Below are 23597 nucleotides of genomic sequence, written 5' to 3'. Positions count from 1 at the left end.
TATGGTGAATGAAAATTAGGTTTAAACATGTCCAGATCTAGACGAAGTGATGGTGACTTAACAAAGACTAAAATTATTGAGGCAGCAGGACCATTAATTGCCCAGTATGGTTTTGCAAAAACAGCGAACAAAACAATTGCTAACGCTGCTAATGTAGATTTAGCTGCAATTAATTATCACTTTGATGGTCGAGATGGTTTATATCAAGCAGTTTTGGTGGAAGCACATGCCCACTATCTAGATGAACAATACTTACTAGAACTTGTCGAAAGCACTTACTCTCCTGAAGAAAAATTGAGTTTACTACTTGAAACTTTACTGCATAAATTGACAGAAAAAGATGTCTGGCATGGCAAAGTTTTTATTCGTGAACTGTTTTCACCTTCTGAGCATTTATTAAGTTTTATTGAACTTACAGGTATGAGAAAATTTTTTCTTATTCGTAAGTTAATTAGTCAAGTTGCAGGTTTAGAGGAAAATGATCCAGCGGTTTTACCATGTATTTTAAGCGTGATGACACCTTGCATGATGCTCATTATTGCTGGACCAAATGCTCAAGCACCTGAGCCTCTTAAAAATATTGCTCAGATGCCATTGCATGATTTAATTGAACATTTCAAAAAATTTTCATTAGCAGGATTAAAAGCAATTAGCCAATCAAAATCCTAAAGGTTAGCTATTCAGACATTTCAAAATAGCCTGAACAGGATCTTCCGTATTTCCAGAAATAAGTTGTTTATGCATGGTTAAATGTTGCATTACTTGAATTTGCGCCGTTTCAACATTCATTAGTTTTTCTATTTCAGCTGCTAAATTTTCTGGCGTAGCATCTGCCTGAATCAGCTCTTCAATAACTTTTTTACCCGCAATAATATTCGGTAAAGAATAGTAAGGAATTTTGACCAAAAGCTTAGCAATTATATAGGTCAGCCAATGCAATTTATAGAAAGTGACCATCGGTCTATGCATAAGCATTGCTTCTAATGTCGCAGTCCCAGAAGCTAAAGCAATAATATCACTTGCATTCATGACCATACGGCCAATTTTCGATTCGCTATCTGTATTTTCTAAAATATTAATGCAAGCCTTTAAATGGGGCGCTAATTGTTGAACACCCTGCTCAATCTGTTGCTTACGGGCATCATTAATGGCCGGAATCAAGAATTGGATATCTGGATATTTGGTATGCAAAATATTAGCAGCACCCAGCAACATAGGAAGAAGTCGCTCTACTTCACCTTTTCGGCTACCTGGTAATAAAGCAATATACTTCTGATTTTCATTAAGGCCCAATTGCTGTTTACCAATTTGAATTGGATTTTCGAGTGGTAATTGTTTTGCTAGTGGATGACCTACAAAGGCCGCTGGAACGTCATAGCGCTCATAAAAGACTTTTTCAAACGGAAATAAACAAAGTACTAAATCTATGCTCTGTTTAATGCCATGTACACGCCCTTGGCGCCACGCCCAAACAGATGGACTCACGTATTGAACTGTTTTGATCGGAAGATTCTTTTCTTTAATACTTTTAGAAAGTCTGAGGTTAAAATCGGGTGCATCAATACCAATAAAAATATCAACCGGTTGCTGAGTCCATTGGTTAATTAAACCATCTCGCACAGCAAATAGTTTTTTTAAATCTTTTAATACCTCAACAATCCCCATTACAGATAAAGTTTCCATTGGATAATAACTGTTAAAACCCTCAGCAATCATTTGGGGTCCACCGATTCCTTCAAACTCAGCATCGATTCCTTGTTCACGGAAACTACGCATAAGTTTCACACCCAGTGTATCTCCAGAAATTTCCCCAACTACAATGCCTATTTTAAGTTTTCGATTTGCCAAGGCGATTTACCCAAAAATTTGAAATAATGCATTCTAGCATAGAGGCTTATTAATCTTGAACTTGCTAAATATATATGGCTAAAGCCAGCAGAAGCACACCATAATCTAAAATTACACTCATGCACTATCTTTTAATCAAAATTAACAATGCGATTTGAATTGTAGCTTACATTTACAAACAATAAAATAAATGAGAATTATTTACATTATCTTTACTATTATGACCATCCCACCTCGACCATTTAAACTTTCTGTAATCGCCTGCGCGATTTGTTATGCAAATCTCACTTATGCTCAAGATGCAGATATACAAGCTTTGCAGACGATTCAAGTTAAAGCTACAAGTACAGAGCAGTCTTCTGAACAAACCAAAGCCTATAATGTTAAGAACTCTAGCAGTGCAACTAAGCTTAACATTGAGGCTAAAGAAACGCCTCAAACTATTAATGTCGTTACTCGTCAACAAATTGAAGATTTTGGGCTTACTAGCACCCGAGATGTTCTAAACAATACACCTGGGGTCACAGTAACCAATCAGGAAACCGAGCGAACTACTTATATGGCTCGTGGTTTTGAAATTTCAAATATTTTAACTGACGGCGTAGGTTTCCCCCTCTCAGGTTATAACTATAACAATACTAATCCTGATACTTATTTTTATGATCGTGTAGAAGTCGTTAAAGGTGCTGACTCTTTAACGAATGCATTTGGTGACCCAAGTGCAACCATCAATAATATTCGAAAACGCCCAACCCAAGAATTTCAAGCAAGCGGCGGTATAAGTTACGGGTCTTGGGATACTCAGCGTTATGAGGCTGACGTATCTGGCTCAATTCTACCAAGTGGAAAAGTCCGTGGTCGCATTATGGGCTATGAGCAAACTGGTGACTCATACCTTGACCGATATTCTTCAGAAAAAAATGGTTTCGCTGGTATTGTTGAAGCTGATTTAACAGATACAACATTACTTACCGTAGGTTATAGCCAAGAAAAAAATAAACCGAATGCAAACAACTGGGGTGCTCTACCCTTGCTTGATGCCAACGGCAAACAAATTTCTTATGATCGCTCCTATAACCCAAACCCTGACTGGGCGCATTGGGATAATGAAACACAGAATGCTTTTGTTGAATTAAAACAGAAAATTAATGATCAATGGGCAGCTAAGCTGACTTATAACTATCTTGATAACAAGCATAACAGTCGCCTCCTTTACTATTATGGTTACCCAAAAGCTGATGGTTCAGGAGTGTCTTTGACACCATGGGGTGGCCAAGAGCATCAAGAACAACATGCTGTAGATTTTAACCTTGAGGGAACTTATAAGCTCTTTAACCAAGAGCATGAAGCAACGTTAGGTTATAACTATGTACGTAGTCGTCAACACGATAAACAATCTACGGGAACAATTAACGATAGTAATGTTATCAATTCGACCACTACAAACTGGGCAAGTTGGACACCTCAATCTATAACGTGGTCAGATTTCTCTGAAGCAGCGAACTATACGCAAAATATAGATTCAATTTATGCTGCTACCCGCTTACATCTCAACGAAGATTTAAAACTCTTGCTTGGCGCAAACTATGTGAAAGCCGAGAGTAAAGGCGAAAGCTATGGTTCGCCTATGGAATATAGTGAAAGTAAAGTTTCACCGTATGCGGGCTTAACTTATAACTTTACACCTGAATATACAGCTTATATGAGCTATACCTCAATTTTCCGTCCACAAACTGGTATTGATCAAGATACCAATCAAGCTTTAAAACCAATTGAAGGTAAAAGCTATGAAATGGGTGTAAAAAGCTCATGGCTAGATGACCGTTTAACTGGGACGCTTTCAGTATTCAAAACCGAACAAAACAATTACCCACTACGTAACTCGGACGGAAATCCACTTAATCGAAAAGTACCAACCAGCGATTTAAAGTCACAAGGTGTCGAAGTCGGGTTATCTGGTCAAATCACTGATAACGTCAATCTTGCTTTTGGCTATGCTCAATTTAGTATTAAAGATATTAAAAATGGTGGCGAAGCGAGAACGTATAATCCAAACCAAACCCTTAATTTGCTGACTACCTATACACCATCAGTTTTACCTAAGCTGAAAGTTGGCGCAGGGCTACAATGGCAAGATGCCGTGAAGCTATACGACTCGACAGCAAACAGCACCATCAAGCAAGATGCTTATGCCTTAGTAAATTTAATGGCGAGCTATGAAGTGAATGATCACATTACGCTCCAAGCCAATGGAAATAATATTTTCGATAAGAAATATTTGTATAGTTTCCCTAATGGTCAAGGCTTTTATGGACCCTCAGCCAACTATACGGTTGCTGTAAAGTTTAAATATTAAACGCGTAGCCAACTCCACTTTAGGTGTTGGCTTTCTTTTATTTTTTATGTGCCAGTAAAGATGTCCAAAACATTAAATCTCCCTATGTCATATCGTATAAAAGTTTTCTATCGATTTTTAGTCGTTTTCGGTATGGGTTATGCCTGTATGGCTTATTTAAGTCTTGGGCTTACTGGTATCTTTCATTTGACTCTAGATAAACCTGAAGCCATTTATTTGGCAGCATTTATCTCTATTTTGTTTTATGTATTTTTTGTGATGATTGGTTTTTGCATTCAATCATTATGGAAAGTGACTGGGCTATCAATCGTGCTATTTACCCTTTTCTTTATTGTGACACGGATGGTGAGTTATGCATAAAGGTATACGCCAATCTATGGCATGGCTGCATTCATGGACTGGATTAATTTTTGGATGGCTCGTATTTACTATTTTTTTAATGGGGAGTTTGTCGTATTACCGCCATGAAATTAATTTATGGATGCAACCAGCACTTGCACAGTACGAAATAAAACAAGATGTGGCAATTAAAACAGCATATCAGTACTTACAAAAAAACGCTCCAGATGCCAAATCTTGGTATTTAACTGTTGCTACCGCAGAAAGTCCTGCTAACACTATGTATTGGGAAAAACCAGACGGTGGTTATGGAAATGCAACACTTGATGCAAATACTGGTCAAGAACTAAAACTTTCAGCAACTGAAGGTGGTGACTTCTTCTATCGTTTTCACTATCAACTTTTTGGTATTCCGATATTAATTGGACGGCTCGTTGTATCTTTAGCGGCTTTTATTATGTTAATTGCCTTAATCTCAGGCATTATTACCCATAAAAAAATTTTTAGCGACTTTTTTACTTTACGGACCTTTAAGTCTCAGCGCTCATGGTTAGATTTTCATAATGTTTCATCTGTTATTGCACTACCCTTCTTTTTGACTATTACTTTTACAGGCTTGGCTATTTTCTTCTATTTATATCTTCCTTGGGGAATGCAAAAACTCTATCCAGATAATCCATATCAATATTTTACCGAAATTCGCACAAAGACGGTCTCTGAGAACCAATCGATTCAACCTGCTCAAAACTTAGCTATTGAGAATTTATTGAGTCAAGTTCAGCAACGTTGGGGAAATCAAACTTTAGCAACTATGAGTGTTAAAAACCCAAATACGAATCAGGCTCAAATTACATTTATTCAGCAAGAAGACCGTTCTATTACCCGTAATCAAGCACAAATCACACTAGACGCGTCAACTGGCAAAGTCTTGGGTGATACACGTAATCATAGTCCTATTGCTACACTTTATGCTGGAGTATATGGCTTACATATGGCAACTTTTGCTCAGCCTTTACTTCGCTTAGGGTTGTTTTTCTCTGGTATTTTAGGATGTGTAATGATTGCATCTGGCTTGTTACTTTGGAGCCTAAAACGCCAACTTCAAAAGAAAAATAGTAAGTTTCATTTTGGGCATTATTTAGTTGATCGTTTAAATGTTGCTACATTTATAGGTTTGCCTTGTGCAACACTTGCTTACTTATATGCAAATCGATTGTTTACAGTCACGACAACTACTATCAATTATGAAATTTATAGCTTCTTCTTGGTCTGGCTAATAAGCTTGATTATTGCACTCCTCACTAAAAAACAATATTTGTGGCGAACTCAACTTGGCATCTTCATTTTGCTTTGTATAGCACTCCCTCTCTTGAATATAAGTTATTTGCTAAAAAATCATTATGTCCAAAACTTTAATGCTTATTGGGATTTTGCACGCATAGATATTTTTTTCTGGTTATTTGCAGCCTTAGCCCTTTTCATATTTTTTAAAATTAAACCGATTCAACATAAAGCCATAGAAAAAATTCAAAAAAAGCTGAATAAGTTAAATATTGAGGTGAATTCATGATGTTCTTTGTGTTTATCCTGACTTTACTAGGCATGTATTTACTATTCATATCGGCTGAAAAGTATCGCTCACCGAAATCAACTGGTCATTTCAAATCTTTAGCTCAAAAATATTATTCATTGTTGAGGATATTGGCCTTTTTACTATTTGCGTTGAGCGGGTTTATTCTCATCAAAAAATATGGTTTTTCAATTGGTTTTGTCAGCTGGTGGATCTTTGCAACACCCCTTACCTTTTTACTCATACTTTGGCTTAATCCCTTAAGAGCTTTGAAATCATCATCTAAGTCATGAATTTGAATAAAATTTCGTCAAAATAGGCATATTTTTGATTGCTTAGCGTTTTTTTGCATAAGTAAATCATTATTCATGACAACTGTTTATCTCTAAAAGGAATAAGATATCTGCGTTTCGTGATAAGTGGCGATAAAGATGTCTGGTGCTTTTGAATTTATCTTAGCGGGTATGTTAGTTGGCTTCTGTGTAGGTATTACAGGAGTTGGTGGTGGGTCATTAATGACACCAATTTTAATTGGTCTTTTTAGAATTGAACCGCATATCGCAATTGGTACCGATTTACTTTATGCCGCAATTTCAAAGTTCTGTGGATCAATGGTTCACGCAAAAAAACTCAATATCGTGTGGCCTATCGTTTTATGGCTAGCAGTGGGTAGTATTCCTGCGTCTTTCGGTACTGCTTGGGTATTGGAACATTATTTAAGTCAATCAACACACTATAAAGCTGTTTTAACAATGGTATTAGGCTTTATGCTGACTTTGACTGGTATTTCTATCATTTTCCGTACTCGTATTGAAAAGTTTTTTAATAAATTCCGAAATAAAGAGAATACCCAAACTGAAAATGAGCAATTAGCTGTTCAAAATAAACGCACCTATATTGTGATTATGGGCATTATTCTAGGTGTATTCGTAACGTTATCATCTGTTGGTGCCGGTGCCTTTGGAATTATGGCACTCGTGATTATGTTCCCGAACTTACCAATGATTCGAATTATTGGATCAGATGTCGTACATGCAGTATTACTAACCTTAGTTGCCGGTCTTGGACATATGAGTGCCGGTAACGTCGACTTTATGCTACTTATGTGGTTGTTGGTAGGTTCTATTCCGGCAATTATTATTGGCACATTAATTAGCTCACGTATGCCGGAACGTTTAATCCGTAAAATTTTGGGTATTACTCTATTTGCTCTTGGTGTTAACTTTATGGTCCACCCAGTCAAAGCCAAACCAAAAGCAGCTGTGGTACAACAAGCAGTAGTTGCTGAAAAAACAGGCAACTCGACTGAAAGATAGTAAAATCAATAGGATTTTTCCAAACTGAATTGCCATGAGATGTAGTATTTTCATAATTATTTCATGGTATATTCAGTACACAAAACAACCTTTAGTATGATCGAACCAGTGACAGCAATGACTACACATTCAAATTCCGTTTCAAAGCCAGATATCGACGACGTTAACATTAAAAGCATCCAAACTCTTGTAACACCCGCTGAGCTTAAGTCAGAACTTCCATTATCTGATGTTGCTTCCCAAACTGTTCTAAAAGGCCGCGAAACTATTCGTAATATTTTAGATGGCTCAGATAAACGTTTATTTGTCGTTATTGGTCCTTGCTCTATCCATGATCCAAAAGCTGCTCACGAATATGCTGACCGCTTAAAAGCATTAAGCGAAAAGGTTAAAGATACTCTATATCTAGTTATGCGTGTTTATTTTGAAAAACCACGTACAACAATTGGCTGGAAAGGCTTAATTAACGATCCAGATATGAATGACTCATTTAACATTGAGAAAGGTCTACGTATTGGTCGTAAACTTTTACTTGAGTTAAATGAAAAAGGTTTACCTTGTGCAACTGAAGCACTTGACCCTAACTCTCCACAGTACTACCAAGATTTAATTTCATGGTCTGCTATTGGTGCACGTACAACCGAGAGCCAAACTCACCGTGAAATGTCTTCTGGCTTATCATCACCAGTAGGTTTTAAAAATGGTACAGACGGTGGTTTAACTGTCGCAACCAATGCCATGCAGTCTGTTAAATATGGCCATAGTTTCTTAGGCTTAAATGAAGACGGTCAGGTTTCAATTATTAATACAAATGGTAATCCTTATGCACACGTAGTATTACGTGGCGGTAATGGTAAGCCAAACTACGATGCTGGTTCTGTTGCAGAAGCAGAAAATGCTTTAGCAAAAGCAAAAGTTAGCAACAAAATCATGATCGATGCGAGCCACGCAAACTCAAATAAAGACCCATACTTACAACCGCTTGTTCTTAAAAATATTACTGAACAAATTTTAGATGGTAATAAGTCTATCGTAGGTATTATGGTCGAAAGCCACTTAAAAGGCGGCCGCCAAGATATTCCTGAAAATCTTTGCGAGCTTGAATATGGTAAATCAGTCACTGATGGTTGTATTGATTGGGAAACTACCGAAAAGACATTGCTTGAAATGCATGAAGCTCTAAAAGATGTTTTACCTAACCGTTAATTCATCTTTTAAAGATTGAAGATTAAACCCTCATTTTTGAGGGTTTTTTTTATTTTGTTTGGTCGGAATTCAGCTATGACAGCTATTCGTTTTTGATTATACTTCGACGAGTTTTTCCACTACGACCGCCTAAAATATGGTGCTGAGTTTCCGTCAACATTTGCTGAAGTGGCGCACGCTTTTAAGTGCTATCACTTTGCTGTGTTTACTATGGCACATTTTTTTGCCTACTCTTGTGCAAATTGGCATCGTACCTGAATTGTATACTATGCCTAGTCACTGCCAACCAGTTGTATTAGAGCATTCAGCCTACCAACAAAATTTTAATATGGAGCAGCATCACCTTTCACATGCTCATCACCATATGGAATCTATTCAGAATAAATTTCATACCAAGCATGCTCAAGAGGTTTTCGCGTTAGCTACTCAAATCATGAAGCATTGCCCGTTATGTACGCATGGGCTAGATGCAGCAATTTTAATTCCACTCATTGCTTTGATTTTTGTTTTAATTTTACGTTGGTTTAGCCGTGTACGATGCCTGTGCCATACGTGGACCATACAACTAGAACTTCCCGTTACTTTCTATATTTTACCGATTAAACACGCCCCACCAACTGCTCTATAAAACCATAACTTTTCTCATCCCTATTTTCAGGGATTCAAAATTTATTGCTTTTTATAGGGTCATTCTATGTCATCCCTCAAATTTCGCTTATCTGTTTTAAGCGCAGCATGCTTATCTGCTTCATCTAGCTCTCTAGTTTTTGCTGAAGACTTAACACCAGCAAACAATGACACAAAAACCTTAGCAACGATTGTGGTCACGGCAAGTCGCGAAGGTGAAATACTGAATAAAACTCCAGCTGCAATTAGCCAAATCAATAGTGAGCAAATAGAAAATAAACATGCCACTTTTATTGGACAACTTGTAAACCAAACACCAGGAGTCTTGATGAATGATCTTGGTAATGAACAGCACATGATGTCTATACGCCAACCCATGACTACTGCTGCTGTTTATCAATATCTAGAAGATGGCCTTTCAATTCGACCTGTAGGTGTGTTTAACCATAATGCCCTGTATGAGATGAATATGGCGGGTGTAGACAATATTGAAATTTTACGTGGACCAGCAAGTAGTGTTTATGGAAGTAATGCAATTGGCGGAACCCTCAACTTTTTAACCAAGGCGCCGAGTGCCACACCAACAGCAGATATTGATCTGAGCGCAAGTAGTGAAGGTTATCGCCGTGTTGACGTGGGAGCTTCTGATACCTTTGATACTCGTACTGGCACCCATGGGTTAAGAGTTTCTGCCTATGCCAGTGATCGTGGTGATAGCTGGCAAGATCATGCCGAAGCGGATAAACAAAGCATTACAGTACGTCATGACTGGCAAATTTCTGATTCAACTAAACTGAAAAATATATTTACCTATAACCACTTATATGCAGATATGACAGGTAGCTTAAATACTGAAGATTATAGTCAACGGCCTGGTTATAGCTATCAAACATTTACTTACCGGGAAGTAGATGCAACACGTATATCCTCCCAACTAAGTCATGACTGGAATGATCAACAGCAAAGTCAAATCACTTTATATTATCGGGATAATACAACCGAGCAAAATCCAAGCTATAACATAAAAACTGACAAGAAAGATGGAGTTGCAACAGGAACTTACAGCGGGCAGACCACTTATAATAGTTTTCAGTCCTATGGAGTCAACCTACAACACTCAGCAACTTTAGGCCAATTCAAGTTAGTCGTGGGTAGTATGGCTGAGCACTCACCGACTCAGGGCAGAACTAATGATATTGAAGTTTTTCGAGATCCTGTTACACGTATTTATACGAGTTTTAAACAGCGAAAGCTTTTACGTGATTTTGATGTCGACGTTGATAATGAAGCGATCTATGCTCAAGTGAATTGGCAAGCTTTGCCTAACTTAAACTTAGTCGGCGGCACACGTTATGACTGGATTCGTTATGACTATCAAAATAATTTAACTCCTTCTAATGTTACTGGCGCTCCAGATGAAACAAGAAATTTTCATAAGGCTAGTCCAAAATTAGGGGCAATTTGGAATATTACTCCTCAAATCGACTTCTATACAAACTGGTCACAAGGCTTTGTTCCACCAGAGGTCAGTAGCCTTTACGGCGCAAATTTAGTTACGCCGAATTTAACTGAAGCAACTTTTACCAATATTGATGCAGGTGTCCGTTTTAAAACATTCAATGACCGATTAGATGGTGAAATTACGCTTTATCGTTTAAATGGTGAAGATGAAGTAATTAGTTATACTAAACCCGATAATACCCGTGAACCACGTAATGCAGGTAAAACTCTTCATGAAGGTATTGAAGTCGGTGGAACTTGGCAAATTTCCGATCAGCTTGACCAAAAATTGAAAATTTCAGGTAGCTGGGCTCGTCATCGTTATGAACAATTCCAGCCATCAGCTACTATTGATTACAGTGGAAATGATATGCCGAGCGCACCAAAAACTTTTGGTACGCTTGAATATCAAATTAAGCCAATCCCCGAATTATTACTTTCAGCAGAAGGTGTATATGTAGGTTCATATTGGATTAATGACGCCAATACTCAAAAATATGATGGTCATACGGTACTCAACCTGCGTGCAAACTATCGTAAAAAGGCCTATGAAATATATGGTCAGATTTTAAATGTGGCAAATACACATTATGCTGAAAGCACTTCTTTTAGTAATAATGAAGTGAGCTATACACCGGCAGCTCCACGTACATATTTAATAGGTCTACGCTATCATTTTGGTAATTAAGTAAATTTAAGTTTGTGGTCACAGCTGGCCACAAACGCTTAATTTAACTATAAATAAAAACAACTTAAGACAAAAGTAAAAAGCAGAACGGTTTCACTAATTTCAATTGTAGCGCCCACGTTATCGCCCGTAATGCCATCAATTCGTTTTATAAACAGATATCTTAAATAAATCAGGCTTATTAAAAAACCAATTACCGCTATCAGCCCTTGCCATTCCCAATACAAAGGTAACAGTAAAATTAATGCAGCTATTATCCATGAAACAGTTTTAGGTAAATGGTCTGTCAAAGAACGACCTAAGCCTTTTTCGCGAACATATGGTGTAGTTAAAAACAAAATAGATGGCACCACACGTCCAAGTGCAGGAACAAATACTAAGAATAACGTTTGATGTTGTTCAATCAATACCAAGACCAAAGCAAACTTGAGCAAACAAATGATAACTAAGCTCAGCACTCCAATTGGGCCGCAGCTTGGATCTTTCATGATTTGTAAAGTACGATATTTATCCCCAAAGCCACCTACCCAAGCGTCAGCTGTGTCGGCCAGTCCATCTAGATGCAATCCCCCGGTCAGCCAAATCCATAAAGTAAGTATAATTGCGGCAAGTAAAACAACGGGTAATTTGACTAAAAGACAGGCAACAAGAAAAAGTATGCCACCAATAATCAGCCCAACTAGTGGATAAAACAAAATAGCCCGACCATTTTGTTGCGCCGTTGGTGTAGTCTTTAACTCAATAGGTAGAACAGTTAAAAATTGCAATGCAATCCAAAAAGGTGTCATATCCCACTCTCTAACTGATCTATATATAAAAACAAACTGAATTATGAGTAATTAAAAATGGGAATAGCAATCCCTATTCCCATTAAACACTTCAAAAACTGTGAAAAACTATTGTATTTGATAACACTGCTTTAATTTGATGTAGTCGTAGTAAAAACTAGTTGGTGTGTAACGCGCATAGTTACATGCAGATTTAAATAAAGTCTCTTTTTCATTATAAAGCATCTTCACTAAAGTCGAACCTTGGCTATTTTGGTAAACATCCCACTGTACGTTGGCTGCCATAGGTGAAACTACTTCACCACGCCATGTACTTGTTGAATAGTTATAAGTCTGGCGTAGTGGTAACGGCTGCATCATATTATGCAAATCCAAGCTAGTTGCCAGAGGAATAATAATTTCAGCATGGGCAAAACGTAAAACTGCTTTATATGGTTGAGCTTTATTTACAACAGCATCAACTTGTTGGAATAAATCTTGTTTGAGTCCTTGAGCAATTTCACTTGTAACTTGGTTCGACTCTGTGAAACTTGGACCTTTTTCATAAAAATCATTGGCATCATTAAATTCAGCATAAAATTTTGCGGCTTCCAAAGGCATATATTTATCAAAATCAACACCTTTTAACTCATCTTTCATACCACCAGAAATTGAATAAAGCTCATAAACATAAGCCGCAGCATCTACTGCACTAGCAATGGTATTTTTACCCTTACCTTTTTCTGTAATTTGCTCACCTTTTGGTGAAGTTACTGTAAAAGACCCATTATTGCTAAAACTATAACCTGTCGTACCAAGTTTTTTAATAAAGTCTGCTTTAAAAATCGGAGTGAGTACGGACTGGGCAATTTTTTCTGCTTGAGTATTCTTCGATAACTCACTCAACTTTTGGGCTAAATCTTTATTGTTTGCTTCGAAATCTTGATAGGCCTGACTAGCATCATAAATTTTTTGTTGGCTAGCACTAAGTGGTTGAGTTAAATCTTCAGTCGCATTTAGACTATGAAAATAAAGTTTAAAACGATCAACACCCCCGTCTACAAGACTAGGAACGCTTGAACTCGATAAATTGGTATAAGACACAGGAACAATTTTATCTTTCAGCTGAGGCTGTTGTTTTATCAGTTCAGCAGTGAAGAATTTAGCACTATCCACCGCACGATCTACCCCAGAACTTTGTACCAATATAGATGCTTGAGAGTTTACAAGTGTTGGCAAGCGCTGTAATAGGCGATCGGCAATCCCGCGGTGTTCTAAAATACCGGTCATGGTTTCATTTCCATAACCGTATTGGCGAATACCTTCAACCCCATAGCCCAATAAAATATTGGCTTTCATCATGGCTTCCAAGTCAGCACCTAATTGCTCACCCAAAGGCGTTAAAGCATTTTCTGTTTTCGCCTGTTTCCATAAATTATAAAGTGCTAAATCATATTTAAGACTTGATAGTCCTCTCGAACCGTGTCGCGCAACCAATTCTGTAAAAACTGGCTGGAACCCATTTGGAGCTTGTTCATAATTTTTTAGATCTTGCTGTGGTTGATAAGGTGTTTTGGTTTGATAATATTTTGATGAATTTGTAGATGGTGGAGTTTGAACTTCTTGATCATCATTATTATTACAAGCCACGAGCAATAATGAGGCTGCAAGCACACTAGTTTTAAATAAAATATTCATAAGCCAAATAAGTAATTAATTAATAAATGCCAATAGCTTAATTTTTAGTAATGACAGTTCTATTACATAGTTTAAAATATCTTTATAAAAATAATAACTTACAAGTGTATAAAAATATAAAATTCATCTATCTCAACATAAAAGTTAATTGACCATCTGCTTCAGAAAATTCAAAAGAATATAATTTCCCAAGCTCTGCCGACATTTTAAGTAAGTCATCTAAAGGTTGCTGCTCGGCTAAACAAGCCAATAACTTAATCACACCCCCATGAGTAACAACTAACGCATGCTGTAAATTATGTTTTTGCATATGCGTAAGCAAATCCTGAAACCCTTTCAGAACCCTTTTTTGAAACTGGTTTAATGTTTCAGCGCGAGGTGGACAATATTGACTTGGTTTTTGCCAAAAGTTTGCAAGTAATTCTGGTGAAGTTTCATAAATTTGCTGAGTTGAGATACCTTCCCACTCCCCAAAATACATTTCTTTTAAGTCATGATTTATAAGTAAAGGGAGTTCTGCTGTTTTGGCAAGTTCCTCAGCAAAACAAGCACATCGTTTTAATGAGGAACTTACAATAACATCCCATGTCTGGTCTGTGACTTGCTCAATGGTTGACTGCATTTGCTGCCAACCTTTTGCTGTTAACTCATCATCTAAATGCCCACGTAAAGTATGGCTATACTGACTTTCACCATGTCTGAGCAAATCGATCCTAAATTTACCCAATTTTATCCCCGCTTACAGCAGCTTGAGCAAAGGTAGCCATTTGGTTATGTAAGACACATGCCATGTTAACTAATGCCAAGGCAGTACCAGCCCCACTACCTTCGCCTAAACGCAAGTTCATCTTCAAAATCGGGTCAGCATTAAGTTCTTGTAAAATACGTAGGTGTCCATACTCAGCCGATTGATGACCAAATAACATCCAGTCACGTACTTTAGGGTTCATTTGTACCGCACATAAAGCGGCTACAGAACTAATAAAACCATCCACAATCACAGGTAAACCCACTTGCGCACAGCGAATATAAGCACCTGTAATTGCCGCAATTTCCAAACCACCTACAGCACATAGTGTTTTAAAGACATCACCAATGACATGTTTATGGTGAAGTTCAATTGCCTTTTCAATTACTTCAATTTTATGTCTTAACTGATCGGCACCAATTCCTGTACCAACTCCCGTTAATTGCTCAGCCGTATCATTTAGTAAAAGACAGGCTAACGCAGAAGCTGAACAGGTATTTCCAATACCCATTTCACCCGCAATATAAATATCTGCACCATTCGCTTTAGCAGTATCTACACTTTTTTTACCTAACTCTAAGGCAGCACGGCACTCATCAGCATTCATTGCAGCGTGTTTGGCAAAATTTGCAGTGCCAGCACGAATACAGTGACGTTCAACACCTGCGTACTGGTATGGTTCACCTACTGTGCCACAGTCAATGACTTGTAAATGAGCTTGATGATATTTAGCAATGACACTAATTGCCGCACCGCCAGTTATGAAGTTTTGCAACATTTGACGGGTAACAGCTTGAGGGTATGCAGAGATATTTTCTTCAACTACACCATGATCACCTGCAAAAATTGTAATCCATGGATGGTTAACTTGTGGATGTACATTTGACTGTAAACTGGCAAGTGTAATTGCAATCTGCTCTAAATCACCTAAGGCACCTGTAGGTTTGGTAAGTTGGAGTTGATGTTGCTCAGCTTGTTGTTTTGCATCTAAATTAGGTTGCTGTACAGATTCTAACCACCAGTTCATTTTTATTTCTCACCTTTTAAAATCATTGGAAAACCAGCCACACAAAACACAACTTTATCTGCAATTTGTCCTAAAGCCTGATGTAGCCTTCCTGCTTCATCGACAAAACGGCGGCTAATCTCACCGAGTGGTACAACGCCTAAACCCGTTTCATTACTTACTAAAATGATTTCGGACTCGAGTGTGGGTAAAACTTTTAACAGCTCTTCACACTCAAGTTGTTGAACGTTTTTATCTTCTAAAAGTAACAAATTGGTTAGCCAAAGTGTTAAACAATCCACCAGAATAATTTGGTTAGGTCTATCAATTTCTTGCAGAGTTTTTGCTAAAAATAATGGTTCTTCAACCAAAGACCAGTGAGCAGGACGATGATTTTGATGATGGGCAATCCGGCTTTGCATTTCAGAGTCAAGTGCTTGCGCCGTCGCCACATAAGTGACAGCTAATTGCATAGATATGGCCGTTTGTTCAGCCAGTCGGCTTTTACCAGAACGAGCACCACCTAAAATCAATTGCAACATAGCTCACCTAAAAACAAATGCTGATACGGATACAGCTGCCCTTGTAAAATTTGAGCCTCATAATAACCAAAGGTTAAATGCTCAACTTTAAGATCAAATTCAGCCTGATTGTATTGTACAGGTAATTGAGAAATTTTTTGTAAAATCAAATCACTACTATAGTCTTTTTTATACAAACCCAATGTAATGTGCGGATAGTAATCTAAAGCGGCAATTTCATTAGAAATTGAGCCTAATTTTTGACGCATGAGAGATAAAATATTTTCTTTATCCTGAATTTCTACAAATAAAGCACTACTAAAGCTATCAACCGAACCAATTTTTAATTGAAATGGTGCAATATTTTCTTTTCTTAAAATTTCCCTTTGCTGCACAAATTCACTAAAACAAAAGTCATCATCATGAACTTTAGTTTCATGAGTCAAGAAACCGCATATAAACAGCGTGACATGATATTGACGGTGATTAGGCTCTACTAGAAATTCTGAAAAATGCGCACGCAATTGATCTAGATAATGAACTAATTTCTGATCATTAATTTCTAGATACCATAAAGCGTAATTTTGACGCCCAAGGTGCCATTCGGGATAATCCCGCATAGACGTCGGCACCATGAGTGTGGAGGATTTTAACAGCACAGTTTTAATTTAAAATCATAAAAATTTCGTATTAAAACATGTTTGCCTTTCAATTGTTGAGGTTAATTCATTAAGCACATTTAAACATATTAAGTGAGTGTAGTTTTGGCATTGTTCAACTTAATGTCCAAAGGTTGTTTACCTTGTTCAGAAAATAAATATTGAATAAGTTGAACCAACTCAACTTCACGCTGTCTTCTTTGATTTGTATTCAATTCTAAGTTCTGAATTTGCTGTTGCAGATGTTCAACTGCTTTAGTCTCTTCAATTTCTAAAAATTGAATTGCATAGGCATAACCTAAAGCAGCACCTTTTAATAAATTTTTATAAGGCAAATCATGACGAATATTCACTGCAATTGATGCCATAACACGTTCATTGTGATTGAGTTTGCGTAGTGGATCTCTAGCTACGCGTTGACAAGGATCTTTAAATGCATATTCACATGAGTCTAGAAAACTTTGTGCCATTCGATTTAGATCTTTTGCATAGTTAGGTAATACAATTGCAAGTCCCTGCTTCACTTCTGCAATTAAGTTTTCTGCAAATGCTTTAACTGAATGATCACCCATGGCAACACCAATAGATTCATAACCCATTAAAGATGCATACCAAGCAAGCATCGCATGTACACCATTCCATAAACGGTTTTTAATGAGTTGAATGTCAGTAATTTGGTCAACCAACACCACCTGACGCAACTTTTCAAGCAAAGGGCTGCCTTTCTCTACATAAATTGGCATATCTGTTTCACTATGGAACAAGATTAAATCCATGCTTTGTAAGATATGTCCCGGCTGAAAATTACGGCGCATATTATCAACATAGATAGAAGCCTGATTTTGCTGATCTTGAGTCAGTTTATTACAGTCTTCAATTTCGATTTGGTCTTCTTGTTCAACATCTTCTAAATGCTGTTCAAGAAAATTATGCTTAATACGAAGTTGACGATATAAATTCTGATTAGAAAGTTTTGAAACCATACGATTAACTACGGTATCGCAAAAATAATGCTCTTTTAAAATATGCTCGGTAACATCTTCATCGTTAGTTAACTCGAGTAGAGCTTCTTTAAGATGCTTCATCACCAAATATTTCGCACCCACCTTATTTAAAATAATTAGAAAGGTTAAGGGTTCTATACATGTTTCAAGTTGTGAATTAAAACGTGCATATAACCCTTTTGCGATTATCTGTGCTTCAGTTTCAATTGCTTGCTCAGGCAAACATAATGCAATCAAACTTGAATGAATGTACATCTCTAACATTTGTTGTTCATTGTCAGAGTCAACAATCGTCATATTCTCAATACGTTCATCATAAGAAAATTGCCCATAGCGAATACTATAGGTTCCAAACGCATTTACAGCTTCGCGGAAAAGACTATTTCTTGTTGACGCAATGATTCTCTTTGGCTTTGTGTATCCATCCCAATGTGACAAGATCTGCGCTATATAACCACCGCCAATAGCACCGAAACCATGTATTCCAACAGTAAGCTGATTCAGACTTTGCGGAAAAGGTTCCTGTATCTCTGGCATATCCATAACAGGAATAAATTGGTCGAGGTCAGTTAAAAAATCATACATCTGGTCATAATAAAAATGCGCTTTTTCCAGCATTTCATCATTAGGTTCTTTAATATCTTTTAATAAAATTGTTAAACCTTTTGAGGTGTGAGCCGAGGTTAAACCATTTTCTGAATCTTCAAACATTAAACATTGGTTGGCGTCTAAATGAAGTTGACTAGCCGCTTTGAGAAAAATTTCTGGATGTGGCTTCCCTTGTTCTACTTCATCTCCACAAGTAATGACATCAAAAAATTTATAAACATTCGCATTAATTAAATATTCTTCGGCAATTGCTCTACGGCTTGATGTAGCCACAGCCATTCTTAGACCCGATTTTCTTAAACGCTCTAGAACTTGAACCAGACCTTTTTTAATAGGCACACCGTGTTTTCGAATATGTTCTAGTTCCATCTCATCGGCACGTTTTCGAATTTCCTTATATGGAACATCTACTCCGTATAAACGTTGTGCAAGCTTTTCCGCCGTTGTCGCACTTAACCCCAAACATTGCATTAAATATTCGTGTGAAAACTCCTGCCCAATGAGTTCTTGAGATGCCTGTTGCAATGTTTGAAACCGTAACCGTTCAGTATCAAACATTGTCCCATCCATATCAAAGATAGCTCCATGAACAGGTTTTCCATGAAAAATAAGCACGTTTTTACCTCTTTTTTGATCATGTTTTATTCAGGGTATACAAAAAATTGCTTAAAAAGGCAGGATGATAATAAATGAAACATTAGTGGTTATTTTTTAATCATAAATATAAGAAATCTGTTACTGAGAAGAGTTAAATACTCAAAAAGGTTGAACAATATAGATAATTCTGAAACTGAGTTTAAGTACAAAGGTAGCAAGCCTTCCTCGCTTGCTACCTTTGCTTCTTCTTTTTATGCGCTGATCATGTTTGTTTTTCTTAGGTCCATTTACTGCTAACAAACCTGCATTTTTTATTATGTCTTGCAGGTCTACCAATACCAGAAACTCATATAATTTTTGTTATTTTCTGGTAGAACCAAACAATACATAATAATGATAATCATTTTCATTTAGTATGTCAACTTGCTATGCCCTTTTTTAATCAATCAAGTACATCTACAAATTGCGCCGTTAATATGTGTGCCAAGTCTTTAGGATTTAAACCAATATCTAACCCTCTTTTACCACCACTTACATAAATTTTGCTTAACTTTTGTGCAGAGGTATCAATCACTGTCTTTAAGCGTTTCTTTTGACCTAATGGACTAATTCCACCCACTAAGTACCCTGTTAAACGTTCGGCATCTTTGGGATTTGCCATCTGCAATTTTTTACACCCAACTGCCGTAGCTACCTTTTTCAAATTGAGTTGATGATTAACTGGTATAACCGCAACAAAATAATTTTTCTCATCGGTAACAAGAAGTGTTTTAAATACCTCGTTTACATCAAGGTTTAACTTTTCTGCCGCTTCCAAACCAAAACTTTTAGCATTTGCGTCATGTTCATACTCATGGATAGAAAATTCGATTTTGTTACTTTTTAACAGTCTACATGCAGGAGTCATAGGATTTTAGATTTTAATGAAATGAGCTTGATTATATTTATTTAAAAAAAAGTTTAAAATTTACTTAGGCTATTTACATCCTTTACATGAAAAATCAAACGAACACCGAACAAAAAACAATCTAAACTTGATATTGGGTAGATGACTCCAATATATTTAGTTGAGATTTAAAGTCTGAACTGGCGAATTTATGAGTTACAAACACAATAATCTGATGGCAATGCGTCACCGTTTTTGGGATGAGTCTTCAGATCATGTATTAAATGAAAAGCAATTTTTACAGCAGACCTTAATCGAACAAGGCATTTTTAATAATGCGACTTTTGATGATGTTAAGTACTTTTTCTATACACTGCCTAGCATCGTTATTGTAAAGGCTCATGCACTTGGTTTTATGCATGATTCCGTCAAGCAAATGGTTATTCAGCATATTCAAGCTAATCGTATGCACTTAATGCAAAAGGCTGAATTGAAAATTCAGTTTAAAATGTAATTTGCCGGTTAGTATCTGATACGGCGTTTTATAGTAGTTTATTTTTTTCTGAATGGTGGATATTTTGATTTTCTTATTAATGCTTAGGCTATTTTTAGAAAATTAAAATCCCAAATAAGACTTTCAACTCACCATTCAGTCTGAGGGAACTATTTTAATACGTTCAAAACATGTAATATTCGTTACAATTTTAGATCACCAGCGTTTGGCTGCATGATGCGCATAGGATTCTATTTTCATGTCAAATCAGAACGATAAGCTTAAGAGTTTAAAAACTTCTTCCATGGATCGACGCTTATCAATCGCGAAAGCTTCTTTACTGGCAGGAACACGTTGGGCTACTGCAAGTGCCTCTTCCCTCTTTTCTAGTGAAGAAGAAAAAGAGAAGAAACGTAAAAAGGCAATGAGCGAACAAGCTAATTATCTTGTCTCTGAAATTGGCAAACTTAAAGGTTCTATTGTCAAGATTGGCCAAATGATGGCACTTTATGGTGAACATTTTTTACCAGAAGAAATCACTCAAGCTTTAAATACCTTAAATAACCAAACTGTTGCTTTAGACTGGCCAGCAATTAAACCTCATTTGCAAGAACAATTAGGTTCTAAATTAAATGATCTAACAATTGATCATGAGCCTATCGGTACAGCCTCTCTGGCACAAGTTCATCGCGCAACACGTAAATCAGACGGTTTAGAATTAGTTTTAAAAATTCAATACCCTGGTGTTGCGAATGCAATTGACTCCGATATGAGTCTGTTTAAAAACATGCTTAAGCTTACACGTATGGTTCCTCAAACTCGTGAGTTTGATCAGTGGTTTGATGAAGTACGTGAAATGATGCATCGTGAAGTCAATTATCACGTAGAGGCAGCCACAACACGTCGCTTTGCTGAACGTTTAAAAGATGATGAGCGCTATATCGTCCCTACAATTGTAGATGAATACTGTACCGATCAAGTCTTATGTATGACCTTTGAACGTGGCGTGCCAATTAATAGTCCAGTCATGCTTTCCCTTCCTCAAGAACGACGTAATCAGCTCGGTGAAGCTTCACTAGAGATTGCAGTTCGTGAGATTTTTGAATGGGGTGAAATGCAAACTGACCCTAACTTTGGTAATTACCTTGTTCGTTTAGGTAATGGCCAAGATATTCAGGATAAAATTGTACTATTAGACTTTGGTGCGATCCGTCAGTTCGATGAACATTTACTCTCAGTGGCGCGTAATCTTATACAAGCGGGTTATCAGCATGATAAACATGCGATGGTCCAAGCAATGACTGGATATGAGTTTTTCGATGCAATGCCTGAAAGTATTAAACCCGGCATGGCCGATGTCTTTTTACTTGCGACAGAAGCATTCAGTACCCCTGCAAATAATCCAGATATGCCAGTGGGCCTAATGGATGAACATGAACGTTATGACTGGAAAAAGAGCCAGTTACATAGTCGTGTTATGCAGCAAGCAAGCAAATCAATCGCGTCTCGATATTTCTCGGTTCCTCCAAAAGAATTTATGTTTATTAGCCGTAAGTTTATTGGCGCATATACATTTATGACGGTGATTGATGCCAAAACCAATGTACGACGTATGATTCGTAACTTTGCTTAATTTATCAAGACTAGAATGGCTCTATGTCATTCTAGTCAATTCAAACAAAATGATTCTTTTTAAAAATTAATTTTTCCTTATAAAATCAAATATATAAAATCAAGCCTATTTTACTCTTACCATTTATCTGCTCATTTTTTGAATGTCAGCAACGACATAGTTTTTTCTTATACAGCGTGTCAGCATAAAACAATAACAATGTGTTAGGACACCACTATCATGACAAATATGATCAATAAAGCCCAAGGGTTGGGTTTATCGCTGATCACGAAATTAGCTGGAAGCGATGTACTTGATCAACTCAAACTACGTAAATTTCTTGAAAAGTCTCTTTATCAAGGTTCAAAAGCTGGATTTAGAGCATTAAGTCAGACTCAGAAAGCATTTAAACCTAAGCAAATCCCCCAACAGCGTCTACCTCAACAGAAGAAAAACCTATTTGACTTAAGCCTCACCGAAGAACAACAAATGACTTCTGATGCAATGTCTCAATTTGCTCAAGAAGTTTTATTAGGATTAGCTCATGATGCTGATCAGGCAGGTCAATTTCCAGAAAGCCTTTGGCAATATGTAGAAGATTTAGGACTAAATTATTATGCTCTTCCAGAAGCACTAGGTGGTGTCGCCGCTGAACAAAATATTGTAAGTAACCTATTGATTGCTGAAAAACTAGCTGAAGGTGATTTTAGTCTTACAGCAGGACTTTTAAGTACGTTTAGCGTTATTAATGCGATTACACGCTGGGGTTCTACTGAAGTTCAGTCAATGTATTTACCTTGCTTTGCAGAAGACTCAGACATTACCGCCACTTTCGCTGTACAAGAAGCTACTCCGGCATTTAACCCATATGTCTTAAAAACAAAAGCTTCTCTTGAAAATAATCAATATTTTATAGAGGGTGAAAAAACCTTAGTCATTTTAGGTGATTTAGCTGATGTGTTCTTGGTGAGTGCAGATTTTAATGGTAAGCCGGATGTGTTTGTAGTACAAGCGGGCGATACCATTTCCATTAAAAGTACCCCTGCTATGGGTCTCAAAGCAACAGAGACAGCTACTTTAAAATTCAGCCATACACCTGCTCTACGATTAGGCACAACAGATTTTGATTACACCGCCTTTTTAGATTTAGGCAACTTAATGTGGTGTGCAATGGCTGTAGGAACCTGTGAAGCTGTAAAAGCATATTGTATTAAATATGCCAATGAACGAACTGCTTTCGGAGAACCAATTTCACATCGTCAAAGTGTCGCATTCATGATTGCAGATATGGCAATTGAAATTGATGCTATGCGCATGCTGATTTTAAATGCCGCAAGTCTTGCCGAAGCAGGTAAACCTTTCCATCGTGAAGCATATTTAGCTCGTCTTCTTTGCGCAGAAAAATCCATGAAAGTAGGAACAGATGGCGTACAAATTTTAGGTGGACATGGGTTTACAAAAGAACACCCTGTTGAACGTTGGTATCGTGATTTACGCGCAACCGCAATTTTACATTCTGGCTTACATGCTTAAGATCAATCAGAGGA

21 protein-coding genes are annotated in these 23597 nt (G+C 37.1%); 12 read left to right on the top strand and 9 right to left on the bottom strand.

Going from position 1 to position 23597, the window contains the following annotated elements; genetic code table 11:
- Nucleotides 1–27 precede the first annotated feature (27 nt).
- Complete coding sequence (locus tag MKL35_RS06715) at nt 28–669, top strand: CerR family C-terminal domain-containing protein (RefSeq protein ID WP_016805000.1); 642 nt, start codon at nt 28–30, stop codon at nt 667–669.
- Nucleotides 670–672: 3 nt separating this feature from the next.
- Here MKL35_RS06715 and lpxB read toward each other — a convergent pair whose 3' ends face one another.
- Nucleotides 673–1848: a lipid-A-disaccharide synthase gene (gene lpxB, locus MKL35_RS06710; protein WP_209796243.1), complete on the bottom strand. Its 1176-nt coding sequence runs from the start codon at nt 1846–1848 to the stop codon at nt 673–675.
- 220 nt (nt 1849–2068) lie between these two features.
- On the opposite strand from lpxB, the gene MKL35_RS06705 reads away from it, so the two are divergent.
- The 8 genes from MKL35_RS06705 (at nt 2069) to MKL35_RS06670 (ending at nt 11450) form a co-directional block, all read left to right on the top strand.
- Nucleotides 2069–4204 carry a TonB-dependent siderophore receptor gene (locus MKL35_RS06705; RefSeq protein ID WP_270913243.1) on the top strand — a complete coding sequence of 712 codons (2136 nt, stop codon included), beginning with the start codon at nt 2069–2071 and terminating at the stop codon, nt 4202–4204.
- Nucleotides 4205–4264: 60 nt separating this feature from the next.
- Nucleotides 4265–4564 carry a hypothetical protein gene (locus tag MKL35_RS06700; RefSeq protein WP_033846313.1) on the top strand — a complete coding sequence of 100 codons (300 nt, stop codon included), beginning with the start codon at nt 4265–4267 and terminating at the stop codon, nt 4562–4564.
- Nucleotides 4557–6113 carry a PepSY-associated TM helix domain-containing protein gene (locus MKL35_RS06695; protein ID WP_032011161.1) on the top strand — a complete coding sequence of 519 codons (1557 nt, stop codon included), beginning with the start codon at nt 4557–4559 and terminating at the stop codon, nt 6111–6113. Before MKL35_RS06700 ends, MKL35_RS06695 begins: the two co-directional genes overlap by 8 nt.
- On the top strand, nt 6110–6406 hold the full coding sequence (locus tag MKL35_RS06690) for a hypothetical protein (RefSeq protein ID WP_032011163.1): 297 nt from the start codon (nt 6110–6112) through the stop codon (nt 6404–6406). Before MKL35_RS06695 ends, MKL35_RS06690 begins: the two co-directional genes overlap by 4 nt.
- A gap of 138 nt (nt 6407–6544) precedes the next feature.
- Entirely contained in the window at nt 6545–7429 is an 885-nt protein-coding gene (locus MKL35_RS06685; RefSeq protein WP_032011166.1) for a sulfite exporter TauE/SafE family protein, read from the top strand.
- 96 nt (nt 7430–7525) lie between these two features.
- A complete protein-coding gene (locus MKL35_RS06680; RefSeq protein WP_106479503.1) occupies nt 7526–8635 on the top strand; it encodes a 3-deoxy-7-phosphoheptulonate synthase in 1110 nt (369 codons plus the stop codon).
- Nucleotides 8636–8771: 136 nt separating this feature from the next.
- Nucleotides 8772–9263 (top strand): hypothetical protein, encoded by a 492-nt coding sequence (locus MKL35_RS06675; RefSeq protein ID WP_032011168.1) that lies wholly within the window; start codon nt 8772–8774, stop codon nt 9261–9263.
- Between the two features lie 66 nt (nt 9264–9329).
- Nucleotides 9330–11450, top strand: coding sequence for a TonB-dependent receptor (locus MKL35_RS06670; protein ID WP_106479493.1), 2121 nt, complete (start codon nt 9330–9332; stop codon nt 11448–11450).
- Nucleotides 11451–11497: 47 nt separating this feature from the next.
- Here the strand turns inward: MKL35_RS06670 and MKL35_RS06665 are convergent, their stop codons facing one another.
- From MKL35_RS06665 to ybaK, 8 genes are all read right to left on the bottom strand, one after another.
- Nucleotides 11498–12238 (bottom strand): adenosylcobinamide-GDP ribazoletransferase, encoded by a 741-nt coding sequence (locus MKL35_RS06665; RefSeq protein WP_032011172.1) that lies wholly within the window; start codon nt 12236–12238, stop codon nt 11498–11500.
- A gap of 108 nt (nt 12239–12346) precedes the next feature.
- Nucleotides 12347–13915 (bottom strand): histidine-type phosphatase, encoded by a 1569-nt coding sequence (locus MKL35_RS06660; RefSeq protein ID WP_004709015.1) that lies wholly within the window; start codon nt 13913–13915, stop codon nt 12347–12349.
- Nucleotides 13916–14042: 127 nt separating this feature from the next.
- Nucleotides 14043–14642 (bottom strand): histidine phosphatase family protein, encoded by a 600-nt coding sequence (locus MKL35_RS06655; RefSeq protein ID WP_032011175.1) that lies wholly within the window; start codon nt 14640–14642, stop codon nt 14043–14045.
- Nucleotides 14635–15690: a nicotinate-nucleotide--dimethylbenzimidazole phosphoribosyltransferase gene (cobT, locus tag MKL35_RS06650; protein WP_032011177.1), complete on the bottom strand. Its 1056-nt coding sequence runs from the start codon at nt 15688–15690 to the stop codon at nt 14635–14637. The genes MKL35_RS06655 and cobT overlap by 8 nt, the downstream gene beginning before the upstream one ends.
- A gap of 2 nt (nt 15691–15692) precedes the next feature.
- Nucleotides 15693–16211 (bottom strand): bifunctional adenosylcobinamide kinase/adenosylcobinamide-phosphate guanylyltransferase, encoded by a 519-nt coding sequence (cobU, locus tag MKL35_RS06645; protein WP_032011179.1) that lies wholly within the window; start codon nt 16209–16211, stop codon nt 15693–15695.
- Nucleotides 16199–16825 (bottom strand): 2'-5' RNA ligase family protein, encoded by a 627-nt coding sequence (locus tag MKL35_RS06640; protein ID WP_032011181.1) that lies wholly within the window; start codon nt 16823–16825, stop codon nt 16199–16201. The genes cobU and MKL35_RS06640 overlap by 13 nt, the downstream gene beginning before the upstream one ends.
- A 113-nt stretch (nt 16826–16938) precedes the next feature.
- Nucleotides 16939–19077, bottom strand: a complete 2139-nt coding sequence (mtlD, locus tag MKL35_RS06635; protein WP_270913174.1) for a bifunctional mannitol-1-phosphate dehydrogenase/phosphatase — start codon at nt 19075–19077, stop codon at nt 16939–16941.
- Nucleotides 19078–19501: 424 nt separating this feature from the next.
- Complete coding sequence (ybaK, locus tag MKL35_RS06630; RefSeq protein WP_032011184.1) at nt 19502–19966, bottom strand: Cys-tRNA(Pro) deacylase; 465 nt, start codon at nt 19964–19966, stop codon at nt 19502–19504.
- A 190-nt stretch (nt 19967–20156) separates the two neighbouring features.
- Between ybaK and MKL35_RS06625 the strand changes: the two genes are divergently transcribed.
- The 3 genes from MKL35_RS06625 (at nt 20157) to MKL35_RS06615 (ending at nt 23583) form a co-directional block, all read left to right on the top strand.
- Nucleotides 20157–20459: a hypothetical protein gene (locus tag MKL35_RS06625; RefSeq protein WP_000120631.1), complete on the top strand. Its 303-nt coding sequence runs from the start codon at nt 20157–20159 to the stop codon at nt 20457–20459.
- A gap of 238 nt (nt 20460–20697) precedes the next feature.
- Nucleotides 20698–22071: an ABC1 kinase family protein gene (locus MKL35_RS06620; RefSeq protein WP_270913172.1), complete on the top strand. Its 1374-nt coding sequence runs from the start codon at nt 20698–20700 to the stop codon at nt 22069–22071.
- 228 nt (nt 22072–22299) lie between these two features.
- On the top strand, nt 22300–23583 hold the full coding sequence (locus MKL35_RS06615) for an acyl-CoA dehydrogenase family protein (protein WP_171073640.1): 1284 nt from the start codon (nt 22300–22302) through the stop codon (nt 23581–23583).
- The last annotated feature ends 14 nt before the right edge of the window (nt 23584–23597 follow it).

Origin of the sequence: Acinetobacter sp. AOR41_HL, assembly GCF_027854645.1 — a bacterium.
Taxonomy (GTDB): domain Bacteria; phylum Pseudomonadota; class Gammaproteobacteria; order Pseudomonadales; family Moraxellaceae; genus Acinetobacter; species Acinetobacter nosocomialis.
This window is presented reverse-complemented; position numbering and strand designations above follow the sequence as displayed.

What these genes read in the sequence shown, in the direction of transcription:
- MKL35_RS06715 (WP_016805000.1), top strand. Translation starts at nt 28, where the DNA reads ATGTCCAGATCTAGACGAAGTGATGGTGACTTAACAAAGACTAAAATT.
- MKL35_RS06705 (WP_270913243.1), top strand. Translation starts at nt 2,069, where the DNA reads ATGACCATCCCACCTCGACCATTTAAACTTTCTGTAATCGCCTGCGCG.
- MKL35_RS06700 (WP_033846313.1), top strand. Translation starts at nt 4,265, where the DNA reads ATGTCCAAAACATTAAATCTCCCTATGTCATATCGTATAAAAGTTTTC.
- MKL35_RS06695 (WP_032011161.1), top strand. Translation starts at nt 4,557, where the DNA reads ATGCATAAAGGTATACGCCAATCTATGGCATGGCTGCATTCATGGACT.
- MKL35_RS06690 (WP_032011163.1), top strand. Translation starts at nt 6,110, where the DNA reads ATGATGTTCTTTGTGTTTATCCTGACTTTACTAGGCATGTATTTACTA.
- MKL35_RS06685 (WP_032011166.1), top strand. Translation starts at nt 6,545, where the DNA reads ATGTCTGGTGCTTTTGAATTTATCTTAGCGGGTATGTTAGTTGGCTTC.
- MKL35_RS06680 (WP_106479503.1), top strand. Translation starts at nt 7,526, where the DNA reads ATGATCGAACCAGTGACAGCAATGACTACACATTCAAATTCCGTTTCA.
- MKL35_RS06675 (WP_032011168.1), top strand. Translation starts at nt 8,772, where the DNA reads ATGGTGCTGAGTTTCCGTCAACATTTGCTGAAGTGGCGCACGCTTTTA.
- MKL35_RS06670 (WP_106479493.1), top strand. Translation starts at nt 9,330, where the DNA reads ATGTCATCCCTCAAATTTCGCTTATCTGTTTTAAGCGCAGCATGCTTA.
- MKL35_RS06665 (WP_032011172.1), bottom strand. Translation starts at nt 12,238, where the DNA reads ATGACACCTTTTTGGATTGCATTGCAATTTTTAACTGTTCTACCTATT.
- MKL35_RS06660 (WP_004709015.1), bottom strand. Translation starts at nt 13,915, where the DNA reads ATGAATATTTTATTTAAAACTAGTGTGCTTGCAGCCTCATTATTGCTC.
- cobT (WP_032011177.1), bottom strand. Translation starts at nt 15,690, where the DNA reads ATGAACTGGTGGTTAGAATCTGTACAGCAACCTAATTTAGATGCAAAA.
- cobU (WP_032011179.1), bottom strand. Translation starts at nt 16,211, where the DNA reads ATGTTGCAATTGATTTTAGGTGGTGCTCGTTCTGGTAAAAGCCGACTG.
- MKL35_RS06640 (WP_032011181.1), bottom strand. Translation starts at nt 16,825, where the DNA reads ATGGTGCCGACGTCTATGCGGGATTATCCCGAATGGCACCTTGGGCGT.
- ybaK (WP_032011184.1), bottom strand. Translation starts at nt 19,966, where the DNA reads ATGACTCCTGCATGTAGACTGTTAAAAAGTAACAAAATCGAATTTTCT.
- MKL35_RS06625 (WP_000120631.1), top strand. Translation starts at nt 20,157, where the DNA reads ATGAGTTACAAACACAATAATCTGATGGCAATGCGTCACCGTTTTTGG.
- MKL35_RS06620 (WP_270913172.1), top strand. Translation starts at nt 20,698, where the DNA reads ATGTCAAATCAGAACGATAAGCTTAAGAGTTTAAAAACTTCTTCCATG.
- MKL35_RS06615 (WP_171073640.1), top strand. Translation starts at nt 22,300, where the DNA reads ATGATCAATAAAGCCCAAGGGTTGGGTTTATCGCTGATCACGAAATTA.